Here is a 21,161-nt window from a genome sequence, read left to right as displayed (position 1 = left end):
GTACGGGCCGGTGTCGGCCCGTGCCGCTACGTGGTTCGGCCGGTACGGATATGTGGGCGATCAGGCCTTCTGCGGGGCCGGACTCACGTCCGCGCCGTCGTCCGCCGCGCCCGGGGCCACGGAGTTCTCGCCGCTCTTCTCGTCGCTGTAGACCATCAGGGTCGAGCCCGCGAGGGCCAGCACGATACCGAGGGCGCCCCACACGTTCGGGAGCGTCCGGTAGATCGCCAGGGACAGCACGATGGTCAGCACCGGGGCCAGCGCGTTGGTGATGGGGGCGACGACCGTGGCCTTGCCCCGGCTGAACGCCATGACCAGGAACAACGCGCCTACCGCGTTGAGGACCTGTGTCACCGCGGTGAGTGCCGGCGCCTGCCACGGAGCGTCGGACGGGAAATCGCCCATCATCACGAACGCCACCGGAACCAGCAGCAGTCCGCTGATGGTCATCCAGCCGAAGGTCGTCGCGTCGTTGACCCCGACCACCGCGGCCTTGCGCATGCAGAACGCCTGCACGCCCCAGGCAACACAGATCAGGATGGCCATCAGCAACCACGGGCCGTGCGAGTTCGAGTCGTCCTTGCCGCTGGGAATGCTGAGCAGCACGATCGCCGCCAGCGCCGCGACGACACCCACTAGGGCGAGCCGGTTGATCCGCTCCCGCAGCAGCGCCATCGCCATGAGGACGGTGACCACCGGGGAGAGCGACACCAGGGGGAAGATCAGGTACGCCGGGCCGTTGGCGAGCGCGTGGAACAGCAGGAGTTGGCCGCCGGCGCCGGTCAGTCCCGCGATCAGTCCGTACACAGCGGCGATCGGCCGGCGGTCGAACCTGTTGCCGCGCATCGCGAAGTACGCGGGTATGAGCATCGTGAAGGCCCAGATGATGTAGATCATCTCGTTGGGGTAGCCGTACCTGCTGTTCGGCTCGCTGGAGAAGGCGCCCCACACACCCCAGAACAGGACCAGCAGCGACGCGTACAGGATCCAGCTCTTCGTGCCTCTGTTCATCGGTCTTCCCCTCTTGAGGCAGAGACCCCGGAGGCCATGCGCAGCGCGTCGAGCGCGGGCTGGTCGAGCGGGGATTCGGCGATTTTCGCCGCGTACAGGGCGGCACCTACGACGGGCTCGTACAGAGGGTGTCGCAGTTCGTAGTGGGGGAAACGACTCTTCAGTCCGGTGGCGAACGCCTCCAGAACCGCGTCCGCGCCGAAGGTGCCGCCCGAGTAGGAGACCGGTACGGTCTCGTCCTGGCCGAACTCCAGCCGCTCGCGGGTGACTTCGACGAGTAGGGCGAGTTCCCGGCCGGCCTCGGCGAGGATCGCCGAGGCGGCCTCGTCGCCCAGACCGGCCGCCTCGGCCACCGAGCGGCTGAGCGCGGCGATCCGGCCGCGGTCGCCCTGCCACTGGTTGTGGACGACGTCGATCACGTCGAGGTCGGACGCGAGATCCAGGTGGCGCCGGAACACCTCGGCCAGGGGGCCCTCGGGGAGCCGTCCGTCGCCCATCCGCGAGAAGGCGTTGAGGCCGCGGACCGCGATCCAGTGCGCCGATCCCTCATCGCCGAACATCTCGCTCCAGCCCCCGACGCGCACGCCCCGGCCCAGCCGCTCGCCGTAGGTCATGGAGCCGGTGCCGCTGATGACGTTGATGCCGTCGACTGCGCCCAGTGAACCGGCCCAGCCGCAGACCATGTCGTTGTCGCAGGCGTAGCGGTCGTGTCCGAGCACGGCTCGCGGGGTCGCGTTCAGGGCGGGCAGATCGCGGGCCGCCTCCCCGTAACCGGGCAAGCCGAAAAAGGCGTACTCGATGTCGGCGGGGGTCAGCTCGGCCGCCGCACAGACAGCATCGACGCCTTCCCCCAGCACACGCTCGACGAGCTCGATGCCGTGGGAGAAGTAGTACGAACTTGCCGCTTGCGCTCGCGCCACGACTTGTCCGGACCGGTCGACCAGGCAGAATGCGGTTTTCGTACCGCCACCGTCGACACCTAGGAACATCGTTGTACCTCCGTCCGGCGCCCTCGATCCGCGCCGTTGATGCCTTTGATCAGTTGTGCAAGGAGTGCAAGGTCACGCCCTGCACCACGCGGTTGATCTCACCCGAGGGGAACGGGTTGTCGGGCCGCAGGCCCCGGGCCAGGGAGGCGCGCAGGGCGATGAGCTGGGCGTACACCACGGCGGACAGCGCCAGGGCGACATCTTCGACGCCCTCGAGGCCCGGCAGCGGCCAGGCATCGTTGCCGTCCGCTTCGGCGTCGGGGCCCGCGGAGACTGTGACGACGCTGCCGGCGGGAAGATTTCCGCGCAGCTCCGCGGAGATGTCCTGGTCGTACTTGCGGGTGTAGGGATCGTTCGACATGTACACCACGGCGACCGAACGGTCGTTGAGCACCGCCTTGGGGCCGTGCCGGAATCCCAGCGAGGTCTCCGAGACGGCCATGAGCCTCCCACCGGTGAGTTCGAGCACCTTCAGCGCCGACTCCTCGGCCAGGCCCTTCAGCGGGCCGCTGCCCAGGAAGACGATGCGCTCGGGCGCGCGGGACACGAGGGCGCCGACGGTGCGGTCCACGGCGTCGCTCTCGCAGATCGACTCGACCGCCTCGGCCAGGCGTTCGGCGACCCCGTCGTAGGCGCTGCCGCCGAGAGCGAGCAGTGCCGCGAGCGTCATGCACGTGAAGCTCGACGTCATGGCGAAACCGCGGTCGTTGGACGCGGGCGGCATCAGCAGCACGTGGGACTTCGGCAGCTCCGCGTGCTCGCGGGCCAGGCGGCCCTGCTCGTTGCAGGTGATCACGAGGTGGTGCACCTCGGAGAGGACCTGGTCGGCCAGGGCGGCGGCGGCCACGGACTCGGGGCTGTCACCCGAGCGCGCGAAGGAGACCAGCAGCGTGGGAACGTCCTCGGCGAGACAGCCGCGGGGGTCGGCGACGAGGTCCGTGGTGGGGACCGCGTCGACGCGGCGTCCCAGGCGCCGGGCCAGGGCGGTCTTGAGCACCTGGCCGGCGAACGCGGAGGTGCCGGCACCGGTGAGTACGACGCGCAGGTCACCGCGGGCGACGAGCGGACGCACGAAGGCGTCAAGCGACTCCCGGGAGGCCGCGACGATCCGGTCGACCTCCCGCCACAGGGCGGGCTGCTGGGCGATCTCGCGGACGGTGTGGGCGGCGCCGTCGTCCAGGGACAGGGTGCCGGGGGGCGTGGTCACACGTGCTCCATCAGGTGGGGGTGGGAGGCGCGGTCGTAGTCGCGCAGAACGTCGCGGACGTGGTCCACGGCCAGGTCGCGCGGCCGGGCGGCGAGCTCGTCGTGGCGGACGCGGGCGTACTGGAGTGGTAGGTGGGCGCTGAGCAGCGGCAGGGGAATGTCCACGGCCGAGAGGTTGTCCATCAGCCGGGCCTGGGCCTTTTCGATCTCAGGGTCGGGCCAGTAGTAACGCATCCGGTCGCTGTAGCTGTAGCGGCGTGCGAGGCGCTGCTCGGCAGCGCTGCCCGGGTAGTAGCCCTCCCACTTGGCGGGCTCGGCGAGCATCCGCTCCTCGACGACCTCGGGAAGGCGTGACCGCTCGGCGGCCGGGACCAGTTCGTCCTCGATCGCGGCGAGGGCGAACAGCGCCTCGCGCAGGGCGAAGGTCAGCCCGGGGCCCACCTTGAGGACCGCCCAGTGGTCCTCGACCAGCGCGGTGAGCGCCTCGGCGGTCTGGTAGTCGGTCGAGTGGGCCTCGTAGACCATGGTGGGCTCGTCGTCGAGGACCTTGCGCAGCTCCTCGGTCAGCTCGCGCCGGTAGTCGACGACCTGCACATGGTCGAACTCGACGGCCGGCTGGACCACGAGGGCCATGACGCGCGGCCAGACCTCGTCGATGCCGTGCTGGGCGAACGCCTTGCGGTGCTGCTCCAGAGTGGTGCGCGCCGCCTCGGGCGTGGTCGGGACGAGCGCATCGAGCGTCTCGTGCGCGCCGCCGGGTGTGGGCACCTCGGTACCGATCACGTACCGGATCCGCTCGGCCCGCTCGGGGCCGGCCGTCTCCTCGGCCACCCGGATCAGCCGCGCGGCGCGTTCGGCGACCACGTCGTCGGTCAGCGGCACGGGGTCACCGGCGCAGGCGAAGCTGCAGTCCAGGTGGATCTTGGCGAAGTCCGCCGCCACATAGGCGGCGACCAGGGCGTCGGCCCGCTCCATCGCCTCGTCGGGCGTCAGGGACTGCCACCGGTTCGGTCCGAGGTGGTCGCCGCCGAGAATCACGCGGTCCAGTGGCAGACCACTTTCGGCGGCGATGCCGTACACGAGGTCGCGGAAGTCCGCGGGCCGCATGCCCGTGTAACCGCCGTACTGGTCGACCTGGTTCGAGGTCGCCTCCACCAGTACATGACCGCCGGTCTCCCGTGCTTGCACCACGGCTGCCTCGATGACCAGTGGATGAGCCGAACACACCGAGGTGATGCCCTGCGGCTGTCCGGCCTTCTGGCGCCGGACCACCTCGCTCAATGGGCTCTGCATTGCCAACCCCTTACTCAACGTGCATATCAAGCCAATGTGCCGTCATGGCCTGCGGCTCATTCCGGACAGTACTGGTCTTATTTGGGGTCGTCAATAGTCTTATTCTGGTATGCATCTGGTATTGCACAGTCGAACCGGCAGAGCCACGGCGATCATCCAAGTCCGGTTGGTGATCGTTTAAGTCTGGTTGGTGATGGAGGCCCGGAACCGGTAGCGGTCCCCCCGGTAGACCTGGACGGTCAGTTCGATCGGGCGTGATTCCTGGTTCGACGTCAGCTGGGTCGCGACGAGCATCGGCATGGTCTCCCCGATCTCGAACAGCTCGATCTCCCGTGGCGTCGGGTGGCGGGCCTCGACCGAATAGTCGGCGATGCGGGGCAGCTGCGGCGGGTCGGCGGCGCGCAGGGTGGCGTAGAGCGAGGCCGTATTGAAGTCGGTCTCGGCCAGGGCAGGGCAGGCCGCCAGCGGAAGCCGGTTGTGCTCGAGCACGACGAGCAGACCGTCGAGGAAGCGCAGTCGGTGGAGGTCGAACAGGTCGGCGCCCGGAGCGATCCGGAGCTGCTCGGCCTCGGACACCGTGGCCGGGCGAACGGTGGCGGAGAGCACCTTGCCGGCCGTCTTCAAGCCGTTGACCTGCGCATAGTCGGCGAACCCCTGGACCTGCGGGGCCGCCGATGCGGACGTCATCGTCGCCTCGGGGAGCAGACCGAGCTCGGCGACGAACCACCCGCGCGACGACGACGGCCGCACGATGCCCCGCGACTCCAATTGCGCGAGGGCCGCTCGCAGCGTCACGCGCGACACGGCGTACCGCTCGACCAGAGCCCGCTCGGAGGGCAGCCGGTCACCGGGGCGGGCGGCAGCGGCGCGCAGGTCGTCGAGCAACTGCTTGGCTGTGCGCTCGTACAACGGGAGGACGTCGTCACCGAACAGGCCTCTGGGCATCGACGCGCTCGCATCTGTCATACCAGAAGCGTACCAATCCGATCGACGGCGCGAACCCTCGTTCAGGAGGCCTGTCCGTTGACATGCCAATCGAATACCGCTTACGTTCTCGAAGCAGACCACCTGATGATGGAGAAGTCGCCCGTGAGCGACCTTCCGTTTCGCCGTGCCCCAGCCACCCGCCGGTGATCGAGGCAGCGTTGTCGCAGGTCACCGAGGATGCCCGCCCGCTACCGCCGGAGGCGACCTCGCACTGGGGTCCCCGTTCGGATGTACGCCGTCCCCCGACCCCAGCCGACCCACTGCGAAAACCGGTAGTAAGACCAGGCATCGACCAGCCTTACGGACGGTCGCTTCGTCGCGAGCGTGCGGCTCGACTTTGACGATCCACAACGACGGACAAAAGGCGGCTGCCCCAGTCGGGCACGCACGACCGAAAGAGAGTTCGACATGACGGACATGAACCGGCGAAGCGTACTGAAGGTGGCACTGGGGGGTGCCGGCCTGGCCGCCTTCCCCGCCGTGGCCATGGGCGCCTCACCCGCGGCCGCCGCACCGAACTCGGATCCTGACCTCGTCGGAGTCGGCGACACCTCCATCACCCTGGAGTTCGACGACCAACTGCGCAGCCGGGTGGCGCTCAAGGGCGTCGACCTCACCCGCTTCGACGCCGGCGAAGCCCTGCTGGTGAGCGACAAGGCCATCGAGGCGTTCGCCTACCGCGGGCACCGGACCCGCACCACCCGGCACCCCCGCCACGGCGCGGGCGTCCGGGTGACGATCGAAGGCACGTCCAAAGAAGGCGTACAGAAGACGGTCGTGCTGACCTCCTTCGAGCGTCTTACCGGCATGATCGTGATGAAGGTGACCTACACCAACAGGTCCTCCACCGCGCTGAAGGTGACCGGGTGGCGCAACGGAGCCCACGAACTCCTGGAGACTCCCGGCGGCTTCTACACCTTCTCCGGTACCACGTACACGGACCGCCGCGACTGGGTGATGCCGGTGAAGGACGGCTATGTCCAGGAGAACTCGTTGGGGATGGACTCCTCCGACTACGGCGGCGGCACCCCGCTGGCGACCATCTGGCGCCGGGGCGCGGGCCTCTCCGTCGGACATGTCGAGCCCGTGGCGACGGTCCTGCGCATGCCGGTCCGCAAGACGGACGCCGGAGCGAGCATCGCCATCCAGGACGACACCGCCCGCACCCTGAAGCCGGGCCGTCGGCTCAGCACCGACACCACGTTCCTGACCGCCCTCCCGGGCGACCACTTCGTGCCGCTCCAGCGGTACCGCGACTACATGAGCGACATCGGCCAGCGCGCCCCCAAGGTCCCCGCCTCGGCCTTCGAACCCATCTGGTGTGCCTGGGGCTACGAGCGCGACTTCGCCACCGAGCAGATCACCGGAGCGCTGCCGAAGGCGCACGAGGTCGGTCTGCGCTGGGCCGCGCTCGACGACGGCTGGCAGACCAACGAGGGCGACTGGGACATCAACACGGCGAAGTTCCCGCGCGGCGAAGCGGACATGCGGGCCTTCACCAAGGAGATACGGGACGCAGGTCTGCGGCCGCGCCTGTGGTGGGCCCCGCTGGCGGCGGACCCCGACAGCAACCTGTTCCGGGACCGGCCCGACATGCTGCTCCTTGACCGCGACGGCAACAAGCAGTACGTCACCTGGTGGGACGCCTACACCCTCTGTCCGGCCTACCAGCCGACGGTGGACTACTTCGTCGAGCAGGCGAAGAGGTTCATCGGCGACTGGGGTTACGAGGGGCTCAAGATCGACGGCCAGCACCTCAACAGCGTCGCGCCCTGCTACAACCCGAAGCACCGGCACGCCCGCCCCGAGGAATCCACCGAGGGCGTGGCCCTGTTCTGGAAAGCGATCCACGAAGCCGCGCACGAGGCGAACCCCGACGCCCTCGTCGAGCTCTGCCCCTGCGGCACCGCCTTCGCCTTCCACAACCTGCCCTACGTCGACCAGTACCCCAGCTCGGACCCGGAGTCCTCCTACCAGGTCCGGAGCAAGGGCAAGTCGATGAAGGCGCTGATGGGCGCGGGCAGCAGCTACGCCGGCGACCACGTCGAACTGAGCGACGGCGGGAACGACTTCGCGTCCTCTTACGGGGTCGGAGCCGTCCTGTCGACCAAGTTCACCCTCCCCGGAACCGGAGCCCCGGACAAGGCGACCGACCTCACCCCGGAGAAGGAGGTCCTCTGGCGCAAGTGGGTATCCCTGTACGCGAAGAACATGCTGTCCACCGGCGAGTACCGCGGTGAGCTGTACGACATCGGCTTCGACAAGCCCGAGGCGCATGTCGTGGCCAAGAAGCGGACCCTCCACTACGCCTTCTACGCCGACCAGTGGGACGGGACGGTCGAGCTGCGCGGTCTGGGCCGCACGCGGTACCGCCTGACCGACCCGTTCACCGGCAAGTCACTCGGAACTGCCACTGCTCAGCACAACACCGTGAAGCTGTCCTTCGAGCGGTTCCAGCTCATCGTGGCCGAGCCCATCGGCTGATCAGCCGGGGCGGCCGGGCGGCCGGGCGGCCGGGCAGCCGGGCAGCCGGGCAGCCGGGGCAACACTCTTGATAATGCGAGTGGCGTGCCACCGGCTTGCCGGGCTCCCGCTTCTCCACCTGTGGCGTGGAGTCCCGCATGCCCCACCTGGTACCCGACACCCAGCCGCAGCGCGTCCTCGCGGCCACGAACTTCGTCTACACCATGGGCTACGGCCTCTATCTGACGGCCGGGGTGCTCTACTTCACCGAGGCGGTCCATTTCCGGCATGTCAGGTGGGACTCGGACTCGGCATGACCGGTGTGGCCGCGCTGGTCCTGGGCGTCACCGTCGGTCATCTGGCGGACCGGCACGGCGCGCGCGGCGTCTACGCGGTGACGCTCACTGTCCAGGCGCTGGCCACCAGCTGCTTCGTAGTGGCGGACACCTTCTGGCTGTTCGTGGTCGCGGTCTGCGCAGCCGCCGGGGCGAGGACATCCGGGGCAGCAGCCCGCTCACCGCCTATCAACTGATGGTCGCCGGCAACGCGATCGTCTTCCTCGTCGCCGCGGCGATCCTGTTCCATCTGCCGCCGGTCGCGCCAGCCCCCGCCCCCTCAACCGGGGACCGGTCCGTCGTCAGCCTGAAAGGCTGGTCCTGTGCCGGGCGGCGACCAGGCGCTCCGCGCTGGCTCGCCTTCGCCGCCTGACATGATGCAACCGGCCGGAGCGGCCGCGCCCGGGGCGCGGACCGCCCTCAACCGGACGGCGCAGACGAACTCCGCACGGACGGCAGGGTCGGGGGCGTCGTACGGGGCACAGTCCTCGACGCCGCCAACGCCCTCATCCTCGGGGCCCGCGAGCAGACAGACGACACGATCGCCCCCCGTGGGCCGCCACGGGGCAGAGCTCAATACACAGGCATTCGGGACCGATTCGCAGCAGGTGGCCGAGCAGTAATGCTGCTCGCGTTGGGCCTTCGAAGTGTCCACAGACGCCGTATCGGTGTAAACGGATCCAGCCCGCTGGCGAACGCTGAGGCCCCCTGCCAGCACCTAGCTAACGGGGGGCCTCAGCGACCCTCACGTGTCACGTTGCTGTCACCAACACCGTCGACGCACCTGGACCACGAAGGCCAAACCTGCATGAACGGCGTCGATCTGGACCACGTGGACATCAAAAGCTGCGGTCCCGAGTGGGGACCAGCGTGATGTAGACGGTGTCCTCCCGTCTCCGGCGAGCCGGAGAGATCGCCAGCAGCGGCGCCAGATGATCCAGGATCCGGTCCGCGGCCGACTTCGAGATCCCGAACAACGGCCCACCTGCCGCAGCGTCAGGTTCATGCGCCCGTAGGTGGCCACCAGCAACACCCGGTCGGCCAGCGGCAACCGCCAGGGCCGGCCCCGCTGGATGTCACCACCCCATCGCCGCACCAACGCGACGAGCCGGTCGAACTGCACCGGGCTCAACCCAACGAACGGCTCGATCCACTTCGGATCATCTGCTGAAATCACCCCACCCATGACAAGGCAACGCGCCAACAGGCACTTCAGTAACGGGACAACCTCTAGCGAGGTGCGCCAGTGGATGCGACAGGTCACGCAAGGCTGGATATCGCATTTATACGGGCAATCGCAATGTTTGTTATGCAGGGGCCGAGTACGAGCTCCGTTTCGGTGGGCCAGTGCCGTGGCTTCATGCCGGGGCCCGCACGAACCCATGGCACACGATCACCTGCGCACCGGCCATCAGCGCCAACTGCCTTACCAGCGAACTGTCCTGCCCCGCACCGAGCAACGCGACACCGTAGAGGGCCAGACCGCGGGGCGGTGACGCACACGAGACTCAAGCACCGATCTCGCCCATGCCTCCATGACTCACGCATGACGGGGCACATGCCACACCCGTGTCACCACCGCCTCCGGCCCCAACCAGCCGCCGCGGCGGGAGCCAGAAGGTCGGCGCAAGGTTTCCGCAAGGTCCTGGCAAGCCTTCCGTCCATCGACAGGGGCAGAGGTCCGGCAGATGGGGGTCGAACCGGCCCGCACAGACAACGGGGGACAACATGTCGGCGTTACGGAAGGGTACAAAGGCGTCGGTCGAGGAGCGGGACTGGCTGACGCTCGTGGAACGCAAGACGGTGCTGGTCGTCGTACACACCCTCACCTACGGAAAGCGGCTGGTGGACATTCTAGCGCTGCTGGAGGCCGACTTCAGGGTGCAGGTGGTGTTCACAGCACCGCCGCACGTCTTCGGCGACGAGGTTCCGCTCTTCCTCCAGGGACTAGGTGGCGCGGTGCTGCCCTGGGACGAGGCGGTGCACATGACGTTCGATCTGGCCCTCGCGGCCGGGCCGCGAGGCGTGGAGAGAATCTCCGCCCCGCTGATCACGCTGCCCCACGGGGCCGGTTATCTCAAGCGTCTGGTCTCGGGACAGCATCCGGGTGTGGCTGGACTGCGCAGACAGGATCTCGTACCCGGCGGCCGGCTGCCTGCCGCCGTCGCGGTGCCCCATCGGGCCGAACTGGCCGACCTGGAACGGCACTGCCCGGAGGTTCTGCCGCTCACCCACGTGGTCGGCGATCCCGCGCACGACCGGATCTCAGCCAGCCTGCCGCTGCGCGCCGGGTATCGCCGGGCCCTGGGCCTCGCCGACGGCGAACGTTTGGTGGCCGTTGTCTCGACCTGGGGTGCACGCTCGTCCTTCGGCCGGCTCGAGGCACTAATGCCCCGACTCATCACCGAGCTGCCCGCCGGGCAGTTCCGGTGCGTTCTCCTCGTACACCCCAACGTGTGGTCGGGGCACGGTTCCTGGCAGATCCGAGCCTGGCTGGCGCACGCTACCGCGATGGGTATCGCGCTCGTACCTCCGGAAGCGGACTGGCGCGCCGTGCTGATCGCCGCGGACTGGATCATCGGCGATCACGGTTCCGTGACGCTGTACGGCACGCTCACCGACGCGCCGATCCTGCTGGCCAGTTCTCCTGAGCAGGAGATCAACCTGGCCTCGCCTGCCGCCGCCCTTGCCGTGACCGCGCCGGCGCTCTCGCCAACCCACCCGCTCGTCCCCCAACTCCATTACACCGCCGCCGAGTACAGCCGGGAGGAGTACGCGGCGATCGCCTCGCGGATCACCTCGGAACCGGGTCGCTTCAACCGCAACATGCGGCGGCTCATGTACCGCCTGCTGAACTTGGGCCAGCCCGCCCATGAACCGGAGACGGTCCCCCTGCCGGAGCCACCGCCTCTGCACACGTGGACGCGGAGGCGCAGTGAGATTCCGGCGTGATGCGCTTCGTCTCCGTCCGGCTACGGGCGTCGCTGCCGTGTCCGTGGGCTCTACAGCGGAACGCTGTGCCGGGCCTGTTGCTCCGTGTACGGGCAGCCGGGAGGGATTACGACGTGCTGGCCTGGGTCGGTCTCACGGAGCCTGGCGGATCCCTGGGGGCCGACGGGACGACGGCCGCCGCCGACGAGCACTTCGCCGCGGACGCCGGCGTGTGCCTCAAGTGCCGGTGGTCGGCCTGTGTCGACGTACTGCACGACCGGCATCCGCGCCCGTTCGCCGACACGGTGCGCCGGCTGCACGACATCACGGCCGCCCATCCGGGATGCCGACTGGCTGCGGCTCCCTTAACCGAGGGAGGCTGGGCGGTGACGGAGGGGACCGACCCTACCGTCGTGCCGCTGGCCCGCCGAGTTCCCCCGGATCAGCCCCTGTTGGCGTCCTGTCTGCACGCCTGGCTGGTGGCAGGACACACGCTCCGGGATATCGAGGACATCCGTATCGTGCACGGCACGTAAGGACGGCTGTGCCTACGTTCGCCGGAGTCGGCGTGCGTCCGGCGGGCTGGTGGTCTCGTACAGGGCGAGGGCGCGTGCGTGGAACTCCTGGGCGGAGGCATCCTCACCCCGTTCACATGCGGTGTCGCTGAGCATCTCCAGGGTGCGGGCCTGCCAGTGGACCGCGCCGGAGGCGGTGAACACCGCGAGCGCCTCCTCCATCTGCGCGGTGCCCGTGGCTTGCTCGCCGGTCCGGGCCCGGGCCCGGCCGAGGAAGGCGAGGGCCCGGGCCGCGTCATGTGGGTCGGCCACGGCCAGGAGCCCTTCCCTGGCCCGGGCAAAGCAGGTGACGGCCCACTCGGGGTCGCGCTCGGCGAGAGCGACCTCGCCCAGCACGATCCGGGCGAGGGCCACCCCTCGCGGGTAGCCGCACCCCTCCCAGATCGTCACCGCGCGGTTCAGGTGCGCCACGGCCTCGGCGAAGCGCCCCGCGTCGTAGTGGCAGCCGCCGAGCCCGAGCAGCGCCTGTCCCTCGTCGCGCGCGTCCCCGGCCTCGCATGCCGCGGACAGGGATGCCGAGTACCACTCGATGGCCTCGTCGGTCCGGCGGGCGGCGCTGAGACCGATGGCTCCGGAGTTGAGCATCTGCCGTTCTGCCTCGCGGTGTCCGTGGCTACGGGCGGCCTCCAGACCGATGCGGTGGGCCTCGATCCACAGGTCGTAGTGGCGCAGCCGGAGGAACAACGGCCACATGGCGTCCACGAGTTGCCAGGCCGTGGCGTGCCAGCCGCGCTCGACAGTCAGGCGCAGGACCGTCATGAGGTGCGTGCGCCGGTCGTGCAACCAGCCGAGGGCACCGCGGTCGTCGGTGAAGGGGTCGGGCAGCTGGGACGGGTGCACGTAGGTCCGGGGCAGGGTGAACTGGATGGGTGTGATGCGGCTTTGGGCCGCGGTCGCGGTTTGGAGATACCAGTCGGCGACCCGTCGCAGGGTGCTTTCGCGGTCCGCTTCGCTGTCTGTCGCGGTCGCGCGGCCCTGGGCGTGAATCCGGACGAGATCGTGGAAACGGAACGCATCCGGGCCGATGTCCTCCAGCACATTAGCCTCGACGAGTTCGTCCAGTCGCTGCTCCGCCCACTCCAGGGACGCCGCGCAGGCCGCGGCGGCCGTCCGGGAGTCGAAGTCGGGCAACGGCAGCAGGCCAAGGGCCCGGTACATCCGAGCGGCCTCCGGGCCCAGCACCGCGTACGACGCGTCCAGGGCCTTTCGCACGGTCGCCTCCCCTTCGACTTCCAGTACGGCCAGCCGACCGGTGTCCGGTGCGAGTGCGTCCGCCAGTGCGGCGACGGGCTGTCTCGGCCGCGCGGCGAGCCGCGCAGAAGCGAGGCACAATGCAAGGGGCAGACCCGCGCAGAGGTTCACGACCTGGCGGACCGCTGCCAGGTCGCCCGAGACCCGGCCCTCGCCAGCACTGCGGATGAACAGCTCCACCCCGGCGGCGGGACCGAACACCTGCAGACGGTGGAACTCCGCTCCGTCCAGACGCAGTCCCGTCAGCCGGTGCCGACTGGTGACGACTACGAGACTACGGGATCCGCCCGGTAACAACGACCGGATCTGTGCCGCGGTGAAGGCGTTGTCCAGCATGACCGCGATCCGCAGATCCGCGGTGACGGACCGCCACAGGGACGCCTGCTCCGCCAGGTCGACGGGCACCGCCCAGGTGCCGAGCGCCCGCAGGAACCGGCCGAGGATCTCACCCGGGCCAGCCGGTCCGTCGGCCACGTGCCCGCGCAGGTCGGCGTACAACTGCCCATCGGGGAAGGCGGATTCGCGCAGGCGCAGCCATCGGGTGACCAGGGTGGTCTTGCCGATGCCGGCCGGGCCGTTCACCACGATCAGCGGATGCCGGACCCCGGCATCCGCGTGCCGTACAAGCACCCCGTCCAGGGCGGCCAGTTCGTCGTGTCTATTGGTGAAGTGCGCCGGCACGGGGAGAAGTTGCCGGGGTGTCGGTGGCGGCGGCGAGGCCGTCTGGACGTGGATACCTCCGTGGACGTCGCGGGCCTGGACCGTGGGTCCGTAGAACCGCGCCGAGCCGCCGATGGCATTGCTGCTCTCGTTCCCGCGGCCGTCGTTCCGTGCCGCACTCATACAGCCCATCCCCCTTCGATCAGTTGCCCGCCGCATCGATCTAGGCGGCCCTACCCCCGCCGCGCCCCGCTCGATGCGGTCACGAATGTCGGCTACGCCAAAGAGAAACGATTCAGCCAGCCCACCGGCATCCCGTCCCAATCAGCATGCAACCGCACCTGGAAACACTCTCCGCTCCCTGTCATGCTCGTCGGTCCATGGCATGTTCATTCCCCTCCGCCATGTTCGTCGAACTGGCCGGACCAGCGGGAGGCGCCGGTGGAGTTCCAGGTACTGGGCCCGGTGGGTCTCGAGGTGGACGGTCGGCGGGTGGAGCTCGGCTCGGACAAGGAGCGGGTCCTCCTGGCCGCGCTTGCGTTGGACCTGGGCCGACCGGTAGCTCTGGACATGCTCATGGACCGACTCTGGGACGGCGAACCGCCGCCGCATGCCCGCGAGAACGCACATAGCTATGTCTCGCGGCTCCGCAGGCGCTTACGGCTGGCCGACCCGTCGTCCGCGAGCGCACCCCGCATCGTCAGTCGAGCGCACACGTACACCTTGGAGGCCGCCCGCGAATCCGTCGACTGGCACCGCTTCCAGGATCTCGTGGCTCAGGCCGGTGCCGTCGCGGCGGGCGACGACGAGCGGACGGCCGCCCTCCTCGACCGCGCCGAACGCCTTTGGCGGGGTGAGGCGTTGGCAGGGCTGCCCGGCCTGTGGGCCGAGACCATGCGCCGGACGCTGGCGGAGCGGCTGCTCACAGTTACCGTCTCCAGGTTCGGCGCCAGTCTTCGGCTGGGCCGGTTCGCGGAGGTGAGCGCCGAGCTGTCCGCCCTCGTCGACCGGCATCCGGGCGATGAGACGCTAGCAGGTCAGCTGATACTGGCGTACTACGGCAGCGACCGGTACACCGAGGCGTTACGAGTGCACCAGGAGAGCCGTCAGCTACTGATGACGCAGTACGGCTCCCGCCCCGGCGCCGAGTTGAACCGCATCCATCGCGGGATTCTCGATCGTATACCGGCCGCCGATCTCGTTCTGGGCCGGCTTCCCTCACCCCGCCCGTCCACGGCCCCGCCGCCTGCACGTCCGCACCGGCCGAGGAACCTGCCGCATCAGCCGCCCCTGGTCGGGCGGCACGCGGAACTGCAGGCGCTGAGCACAGCGGTCGACGCCGCGGCCGGGGACGGCTCGGTGATCACCCTGGAGTGCGTCAGCACCGTCAGCGGCATGGCAGGAATCGGCAAAACCGCCGTCGCCGTGCACGGCGCGCACCAGCTCGCCGAGCGGTACCCCGCCGCCCAGCTTTACGTGGACCTTCGCGGCCACTCCCCCATCGGCGAACCGCTCAGTGCCGGCGCGGCCCTGACCACGCTGCTACGGCTGCTCGGCACACCCGCGGAGACCATTCCCGTCGAGCTCGAGGCCCGTACCGCGCTGTGGCAGACCACACTGGCCGAGCGCCGAGCCGTGATCGTCCTCGACGACGCAGTGAGCACCGACCAGATCCGCCCGCTGCTGCCGAGCGGTTCGCCCTCCCTGACAATCATCACGAGCCGCCGCCACCTGACCGGCCTGCCGCACGCCCGGCACATCCCGCTCGACGTGCTGCCGACCAACGACGCCATCGCCCTGTTCCGCGCGTTCGCCGGCAGGGAACGCGCCCTGGACATCCAGGAGATAACCAGAATCGTCCGGCTATGTGGCCATCTTCCGCTGGCGATCGAGCTGGTGGCGAGCCGCTTCCGCGCACACCCGGCCTGGACACTCACCACACTCACCGATCGCCTGACCCGCACCGAGGGCCGGCTGGGCGAACTCAGGGACACCGAGCGGGAGATGGGCCGTGCCTTCGACCTGACGTACCAGACGCTCACGGAGGAGCAGCGTGCAGCGTTCCACCGCCTCAGCCTGCTTCCCGGCCCGGACCTCACGGCGTACTCGGCCGCCGCCGCGCTCGGCCTGCCCCCGGCTGCCGCAGAACGCCTCCTGGAGTCGCTGCTGGCCTGCCATCTACTCCGCGAGCCGACCCCGGACAGGTATCAGTTCCACGATCTCCTGCGCGAGTACGGCCACCACAGGTCCCTCGCCGACGACACCGAGCAGGACCGCGCCGCTGCCCTCTGGCGTCTGATGGACTTCCACGTCGCCGCCGCCGAGCGCGCCGACCGTCTCGCGTACCCTCGCCGCAACAAGCCCGCGCCGCCGGGCGACAGCGGCCATGTCCACCTCCCCCACTGGCCCGACGCCCCAGCCGCCCGGTCCTGGTTTGCCACCGAGCGCGCGAACCTGCTGGCCACGGAGCTCCACGCCCACAACCGGGGCAACCACGGCACCGCCGCCCGACTCGCCTACGCCATGGCCGGTTTCCTCAACGAGGAGTGCCACTGGCACGACGCCCGGACCGTACTCCAGCACGCTGCCGACCACTGGAGCCGGACCGACGAACAGGCCGCGCTGTGCCGCACCCTGCTCCACCTCAGCGCCGTCCATGCGCACACCGCCCGCTACCAGGAAGCCGCCGAGAGCGGCGACCGGGCACTGCGGATCGCCCGTGCGACGGGAGACACAGAGGCGGAGGCCGAAGTGCTGCGCACGCTCGGCACCCTGAACTGGCACCTTGGCGACCACCGGGCCGCGCTCGCCCTCTTCCAAGATTCGTTCGCGATCAGAGCGCGGTCCGGTGACTCCCTGGACCGTGCGCGTCTGCACAACAACATGGCAGTCACCCTACTGTTTCTCGGGGAACACGACCGTGCACTCGGGCACTTCGAGAAATCGCTCAGCGGGTTCACAGAGGCGAGCGACCACACGGCACTCGGAAAGACACTTAACAATATCGGTGACCTATACATGCGTCGCGGAGATCTGAATTCGGCTCGTCGCTCGTTCGAGGAATCGCTTGCTTCTCTGGAGCACTCAGGCAACCGCTACGACCGTGCCACAGTACGCGGCAGCCTGGCCGACGCCCTCTCAGAATCGGGCGACACCACTGCGGCACTCGCCCTTTACCAAGAAACACTGACGGAATTCCATGAACTCGGTGACCGAAAGAGCCAAGCAGACACATTGATCGGCCTGGGAGAGGCGCATCGAAAAGCAGGTAACACCGAGAAGGCCCTACGGCAGCTTCAGGAGGCCCTAGACATCGCCCGCATGATCGGCGCGGCCCACCAGGAGATTCAGGCACTGCACCGCATCGGACAGGCCCATTTCGACGCCGGCCGATTCAACTCGGCAAGGGAGCACCTGGAGGACGCAGTTTCGCTCGCCGACCATACACACGACGCCGACGAGAAAGCGAAGGCCAAAAGCGTCTTGGCGGCGGTGCGACTGGCGGCGGGGGAGGCCACCGAGACCCAGACGCCAACGCAACGAACGTTCGGGATACCTGGCAGTAATTAAACCTGCAACCACTGGACTCGTTCAATTAGCAATATAAGCTGAAGATCGCTACGCTCCCCTCCGTCATGTTGATCCATCACGAAGGGGAACTTGTCCAGGTGAGCAAGATAGGCCGACTGACCATCGTCGGAGCCAGTTTCGTCGCCCTCGGCATCGTTGGCGTGAACACACCAACCGCTTCGGCGGCCGAACTCGCTTCGACCACAACGGTCACTACGAATCGTTGCATCATGTTCTGACCCTCTGAGGGTCAGTCGGCGCACCTGGGTGGCGGCACAAGCCGCCACCCACCCATCGAACACGAAAGGGCGGTGCGGAAGTTGGAGCCCATATCGGTGGCACTGTTGGCGGCACTGGCGGGGGGAGCCGGCGGCGAGGCGGGGCGGGAAGCCTGGGCCGCACTGAGCACGCTGATCCGCCGCCCGTTCCGGCGGGGCGGCAACGGAGTTGCTCCGACTGCGAGTTCAGGAGAGGCGGAGCTGGTCCGGCTGACAGAGTACCCGGACGACGCGACACGGGCACACGCACTGAGCACGGCACTTGCAGTGCGGGCAGCGCTGGACACGGAGTTCCAGGCCGGGTTGCGGCGGTGGAGCGAGTTGGTCGAGTCGCTGGACTCCGGCGACATCCGGAATGAGATAACGGGCGGCAGCTTCACAGGGCCGGTACTCCAGGGCCGAGACTTCTCCAGTATCACCTTCACGACTCAGCCCCCGCCGAAGGCCGACCCCGAACCGGACACTCCGCCCACGTCCGCGTGAAGCCCCTGGCACGCATCGACACGCGTCCACAAACACGCTCAGCCACACTGCCGTAGTCGGCAGGCCGCTAGTGAACACCGTCGGGACGACAGAACTTGAACCTGCGATCCCTGCTCCCCCGCCTGCTGCTGTACCCACAGCTCGCCTGGCTCAGCCTGTTCACGGAACACACCTGGTTCGCCCCCGGCCCCCGTCCCGTAACGCCGGACCACCTCGGCGACCGGAGCTCCATCGAGTACCTCAGATACCGCCCGGAACCGGTACTCCACCGTCCAGTCCTCGACATCCAGGCCGGTACGCTCCACGCCCTCGTTCATGGCCCGCACAGTGACGCACCGACTGTCACGGATGGGCCAGTACCGTCAAAGACCTCCCGCAACCGTCAAGGAAGACTCCCGACACCCGGGTCAAGCAAGTCCTGGGACTGCACACGTCACGCTCGAAGTGCGCGCCGGAATAGGACAGGTCACCGCTTGACAGTCGTCGGGTGAAGTACTCGACCAGCAGACTCACGGCGTTCTCGTCGTCCCAGTAGATCTCCGGGATCTGCAATCCGATCACTAGAGGCACCCAACTCCCCCGCGCACAGTGATAGGTCGGCGGACTGTACAGCAGTGAGATCAGACGGTGGCTCGGGCGGAATGCGTCCCCGACACGCGTGCCTGCGCTACACCGTTTTGAGGTGTGGGATGGCTTCTTGCACCGATCCCACCCACGCGGCGGCCGCGAAGGCCTGCTGCGAATAGGCTCGCATGTGGCTCGCCCTTGCCGACCAAGTGCACTGTGAGCAGCGGGGTTTCGATACCTATGACCGCATCCTCGGCGTCATCGACGGCGGGCTTTCCACCGGTAAGAGAGTCACCTGATGGCCAGCAAGCAGGCCACGAAGGGCCGGGACCCTGCGGCTCACTCAGTTCGGCACCTCCGGCAGCGCCGGCACCGTCGAGATGGACTGGATGGTGGACTCCCACTCCCCGGTCCGCGAGTTCTTGAACCGAAGATGCAGCACCTCGAACTCGTCTGGCACCCAGTCGAACTCGCCGACCTCGTCCTGGTCGAAGATCTGGTGCTCCGCGAACAGCTTGGCGAGCTCGATGTCCGCGGACGCCTGCAAGATGAACTTGCCAACCTTAACGACGTGCATCACCGGACGACCCTGCGCCTCCGCCACCCGGACGCTCTCCCAAAACGGCTCGTACCTCCTGGCGGACTTGGTCATCCCAACCCGCTCGTCGCGCCTGATCTCGCTCACTTCGGCGCCTCCAGCTTGCTCGTCGTCACCAGCGTCCAGCTCTGCACAGACTCCACCTTCAGCGCCTTCACGACCGCCAGGCGGATGACGTCCTGCACTGACTCCGCTTCCGCCTCCACGCGCAGCGCCGCGTGACCGTGCAGAGCCACCGTGTGTCTCGCGAAGTCTTATGCGGCCCACCGTCGCCTCTCGGAGCAGTGCCGAAGCTGTCATCGTCGTACAAGCACAACATGCGAGCAGCGCTCATCACCACGAACCTTCGAACCAAGATCCGGACCATACCCGGACCAGCCGTCCGCAACTCGTGGCGATCGGAGCTGTTTTCGCGGGTCAAACCGCATCTGAGCCGTGTACCACCAGCAGACGAAAAACCTCCTGGTGTCCTACTCCCCGAAGAAGCTCGGCTTCTTCTAAGCGCATGAGAAAAGGTCCGGCGCTTGGGTCTGCGGGTCCGGCTACCGGCGTCTGCGGGGCGCTAGCGGATCCCCATCGACGCCCACGTCCGCCTCGACGTCCACCCCACTCACTCCAGCGCCGTGACCGGCGTCCTCACCGGGCCCCAGGCCCGCATTGCTCTCATGGGTCTGGAGGCAGCCGAGCACCTGGCCGCCGAGGGGATCAAGCTGCTTTTGAACCTATGGGAGCGGACTCTGAGGGCACATATGCTGCTTTGGGCTGCGATCCAGACCGGTCGGAAACGCCTCATGGCCGGACGCGCCGGCGTCCCGCTCCTCCGGTACCGCATCGTACTGATCGCCCACCTACGCCGCCGCGATGCGGACCGGCCGTGTGACCTGCGGCACGACCACGCGTGAGCCCGTGAGACGGTTGCTGACATGACATTTTCCGCGCCGGGCGGCGAGGTTGCGCTGGAGACGAGTCGCCTGTTGCTACGACCTTGGCGGGTAGCCGAGGCCGTCGTCCAGCGTGAGCTGTGGACCGAACGTGATCCACGAGTGCCGCCGCACCGCCGAATCGACGCGGACGGACACCCCACGGTTGCAGAGCTCGAGGATTCGATCCGTACTGACCAGCTGTGGTCGATCGGGTTGCTGGCGATCGAGCGGAAGGCATCTCGTGACGTCATCGGCTACTGCGGGATGGTCGACAGTGAGCGAGGATCGGCAGGGGAACCAGAACTCGCATTCGAGCTGCTACGCCGAGTTTGGGGTCAGGGGTATGCGACCGAGGCCTCGTTGGCGGTTCTGGAATGGGCGAGATCGTCTGGGTGCGAACGTCTGTGGGCCACGGTCTGGGACTGGAACACCGCTTCTCGCCGTGTCCTGGCCAAGGTCGGCTTCACCGAGACCGGGCGGAAGGAAGTGGACGCGGTGCACGGGACCACCCTGTTCACCATGAGACGGCTCTGACACACCCGATGTTCGGCCTTGCGGACGGCTCCCTGCAGTGGTGGCAGATGGCAGCGGCTGCCGCGGGGATCACGGGACACGGGAGTGGGGCGTGAGCGCGGGGATCACGGGACACGGGAGTGGGGCGTGAGGTACCGGTCCGGAGCCCGCGGGTGGCTGTGGTCAATCGGTTGTGGCAGGCAGGGCGCGGAGCCGGAGGGGTCGCCCGACGAGCCGCAGCCGTTTTGGCTCGGCAGGGATGGGCGGGGGTGCGGGTTCGCGCCAATGGTCGGGGACAGGTTTGACCAAGCGGGCGGTGACCAGGGTGATCGTGGTCCAGGCGAGATGGGCCTCGGCTCCTGGACCACTTCGCACGCCTGTGAAGACGAGGACTCCTCCTGACGCCGTGGCCACGGGCTGCGGCAAGCCGCCGCCGGCCGGAACGGACGCGAGTCTTCCGGCTGCTTCCCCGTCGCAATCCGGCGGTGACCCGGTCAGATCCGACTCCCGGCGGGGCAGTCGCGGCGT

General features: G+C 68.5%; 18 protein-coding genes and 1 pseudogene. 10 read left to right on the top strand and 9 right to left on the bottom strand.

The genetic code is table 11. The features are described 5' to 3' along the window. Positions 1 to 60: 60 nt before the first annotated feature. From ACWFRJ_RS03880 to ACWFRJ_RS03860, 5 genes are all read right to left on the bottom strand, one after another. Complete coding sequence (locus tag ACWFRJ_RS03880; RefSeq protein WP_453524583.1) at positions 61 to 1,011, bottom strand: DMT family transporter; 951 nt, start codon at positions 1,009 to 1,011, stop codon at positions 61 to 63. Next, positions 1,008 to 2,000: a BadF/BadG/BcrA/BcrD ATPase family protein gene (locus ACWFRJ_RS03875; RefSeq protein WP_453524582.1), complete on the bottom strand. Its 993-nt coding sequence runs from the start codon at positions 1,998 to 2,000 to the stop codon at positions 1,008 to 1,010. Before ACWFRJ_RS03875 ends, ACWFRJ_RS03880 begins: the two co-directional genes overlap by 4 nt. Positions 2,001 to 2,049: 49 nt before the next feature. Continuing rightward, the gene (locus tag ACWFRJ_RS03870) at positions 2,050 to 3,207 is read right to left on the bottom strand and encodes an SIS domain-containing protein (protein WP_453524581.1); all 1,158 of its coding nucleotides are present in this window, start codon (positions 3,205 to 3,207) and stop codon (positions 2,050 to 2,052) included. Then, complete coding sequence (locus tag ACWFRJ_RS03865) at positions 3,204 to 4,499, bottom strand: D-tagatose-bisphosphate aldolase, class II, non-catalytic subunit (protein WP_453524580.1); 1,296 nt, start codon at positions 4,497 to 4,499, stop codon at positions 3,204 to 3,206. Before ACWFRJ_RS03865 ends, ACWFRJ_RS03870 begins: the two co-directional genes overlap by 4 nt. A gap of 177 nt (positions 4,500 to 4,676) precedes the next feature. Continuing rightward, a complete protein-coding gene (locus ACWFRJ_RS03860) occupies positions 4,677 to 5,465 on the bottom strand; it encodes a GntR family transcriptional regulator (RefSeq protein WP_453524579.1) in 789 nt (262 codons plus the stop codon). A 429-nt stretch (positions 5,466 to 5,894) separates the two neighbouring features. On the opposite strand from ACWFRJ_RS03860, the gene ACWFRJ_RS03855 reads away from it, so the two are divergent. The 4 genes from ACWFRJ_RS03855 (at position 5,895) to ACWFRJ_RS03840 (ending at position 8,657) form a co-directional block, all read left to right on the top strand. Beyond that, positions 5,895 to 7,970: a glycoside hydrolase family 36 protein gene (locus ACWFRJ_RS03855; protein ID WP_453524578.1), complete on the top strand. Its 2,076-nt coding sequence runs from the start codon at positions 5,895 to 5,897 to the stop codon at positions 7,968 to 7,970. 137 nt (positions 7,971 to 8,107) lie between these two features. Further along, positions 8,108 to 8,266 (top strand): hypothetical protein, encoded by a 159-nt coding sequence (locus ACWFRJ_RS03850; RefSeq protein WP_453524577.1) that lies wholly within the window; start codon positions 8,108 to 8,110, stop codon positions 8,264 to 8,266. Further along, the gene (locus ACWFRJ_RS03845) at positions 8,263 to 8,481 is read left to right on the top strand and encodes a hypothetical protein (RefSeq protein ID WP_453524576.1); all 219 of its coding nucleotides are present in this window, start codon (positions 8,263 to 8,265) and stop codon (positions 8,479 to 8,481) included. Before ACWFRJ_RS03850 ends, ACWFRJ_RS03845 begins: the two co-directional genes overlap by 4 nt. Next, the gene (locus ACWFRJ_RS03840) at positions 8,481 to 8,657 is read left to right on the top strand and encodes a hypothetical protein (protein ID WP_453524575.1); all 177 of its coding nucleotides are present in this window, start codon (positions 8,481 to 8,483) and stop codon (positions 8,655 to 8,657) included. Before ACWFRJ_RS03845 ends, ACWFRJ_RS03840 begins: the two co-directional genes overlap by 1 nt. 472 nt (positions 8,658 to 9,129) lie before the next feature. Here the strand turns inward: ACWFRJ_RS03840 and ACWFRJ_RS03835 are convergent. Beyond that, positions 9,130 to 9,470, bottom strand: a pseudogene (locus ACWFRJ_RS03835) (helix-turn-helix domain-containing protein); the annotation flags it as partial. 542 nt (positions 9,471 to 10,012) lie between these two features. On the opposite strand from ACWFRJ_RS03835, the gene ACWFRJ_RS03830 reads away from it, so the two are divergent. Then, entirely contained in the window at positions 10,013 to 11,236 is a 1,224-nt protein-coding gene (locus ACWFRJ_RS03830; protein ID WP_453524574.1) for a hypothetical protein, read from the top strand. A 113-nt stretch (positions 11,237 to 11,349) separates the two neighbouring features. Beyond that, complete coding sequence (locus ACWFRJ_RS03825; RefSeq protein WP_453524573.1) at positions 11,350 to 11,751, top strand: hypothetical protein; 402 nt, start codon at positions 11,350 to 11,352, stop codon at positions 11,749 to 11,751. A 12-nt stretch (positions 11,752 to 11,763) separates the two neighbouring features. Here ACWFRJ_RS03825 and ACWFRJ_RS03820 read toward each other — a convergent pair whose 3' ends face one another. Next, a complete protein-coding gene (locus ACWFRJ_RS03820) occupies positions 11,764 to 13,884 on the bottom strand; it encodes a tetratricopeptide repeat protein (RefSeq protein ID WP_453524572.1) in 2,121 nt (706 codons plus the stop codon). Positions 13,885 to 14,142: 258 nt separating this feature from the next. On the opposite strand from ACWFRJ_RS03820, the gene ACWFRJ_RS03815 reads away from it, so the two are divergent. From ACWFRJ_RS03815 to ACWFRJ_RS03805, 3 genes are all read left to right on the top strand, one after another. Further along, a complete protein-coding gene (locus tag ACWFRJ_RS03815) occupies positions 14,143 to 17,271 on the top strand; it encodes an AfsR/SARP family transcriptional regulator (RefSeq protein ID WP_453524571.1) in 3,129 nt (1,042 codons plus the stop codon). A gap of 65 nt (positions 17,272 to 17,336) precedes the next feature. Then, positions 17,337 to 17,510: a hypothetical protein gene (locus tag ACWFRJ_RS03810; RefSeq protein WP_453524570.1), complete on the top strand. Its 174-nt coding sequence runs from the start codon at positions 17,337 to 17,339 to the stop codon at positions 17,508 to 17,510. 96 nt (positions 17,511 to 17,606) lie between these two features. After that, positions 17,607 to 18,032 carry a hypothetical protein gene (locus ACWFRJ_RS03805; protein WP_453524569.1) on the top strand — a complete coding sequence of 142 codons (426 nt, stop codon included), beginning with the start codon at positions 17,607 to 17,609 and terminating at the stop codon, positions 18,030 to 18,032. Between the two features lie 910 nt (positions 18,033 to 18,942). Here the strand turns inward: ACWFRJ_RS03805 and ACWFRJ_RS03800 are convergent. Both ACWFRJ_RS03800 and ACWFRJ_RS03795 read right to left on the bottom strand, forming a co-directional pair. Next, on the bottom strand, positions 18,943 to 19,284 hold the full coding sequence (locus ACWFRJ_RS03800; protein ID WP_453524568.1) for a hypothetical protein: 342 nt from the start codon (positions 19,282 to 19,284) through the stop codon (positions 18,943 to 18,945). After that, positions 19,281 to 19,433, bottom strand: coding sequence for a hypothetical protein (locus ACWFRJ_RS03795; protein WP_453524567.1), 153 nt, complete (start codon positions 19,431 to 19,433; stop codon positions 19,281 to 19,283). Before ACWFRJ_RS03795 ends, ACWFRJ_RS03800 begins: the two co-directional genes overlap by 4 nt. A 687-nt stretch (positions 19,434 to 20,120) precedes the next feature. On the opposite strand from ACWFRJ_RS03795, the gene ACWFRJ_RS03790 reads away from it, so the two are divergent. Next, positions 20,121 to 20,654, top strand: a complete 534-nt coding sequence (locus ACWFRJ_RS03790; protein WP_453524566.1) for a GNAT family N-acetyltransferase — start codon at positions 20,121 to 20,123, stop codon at positions 20,652 to 20,654. Positions 20,655 to 21,161 lie beyond the last annotated feature (507 nt).

The sequence above is a fragment of the Streptomyces sp. NPDC055239 genome, from assembly GCF_053606205.1.
The sequence above is the reverse complement of the archived record's forward strand: the minus strand, read 5'-3'. Positions and strand labels throughout refer to the sequence as shown.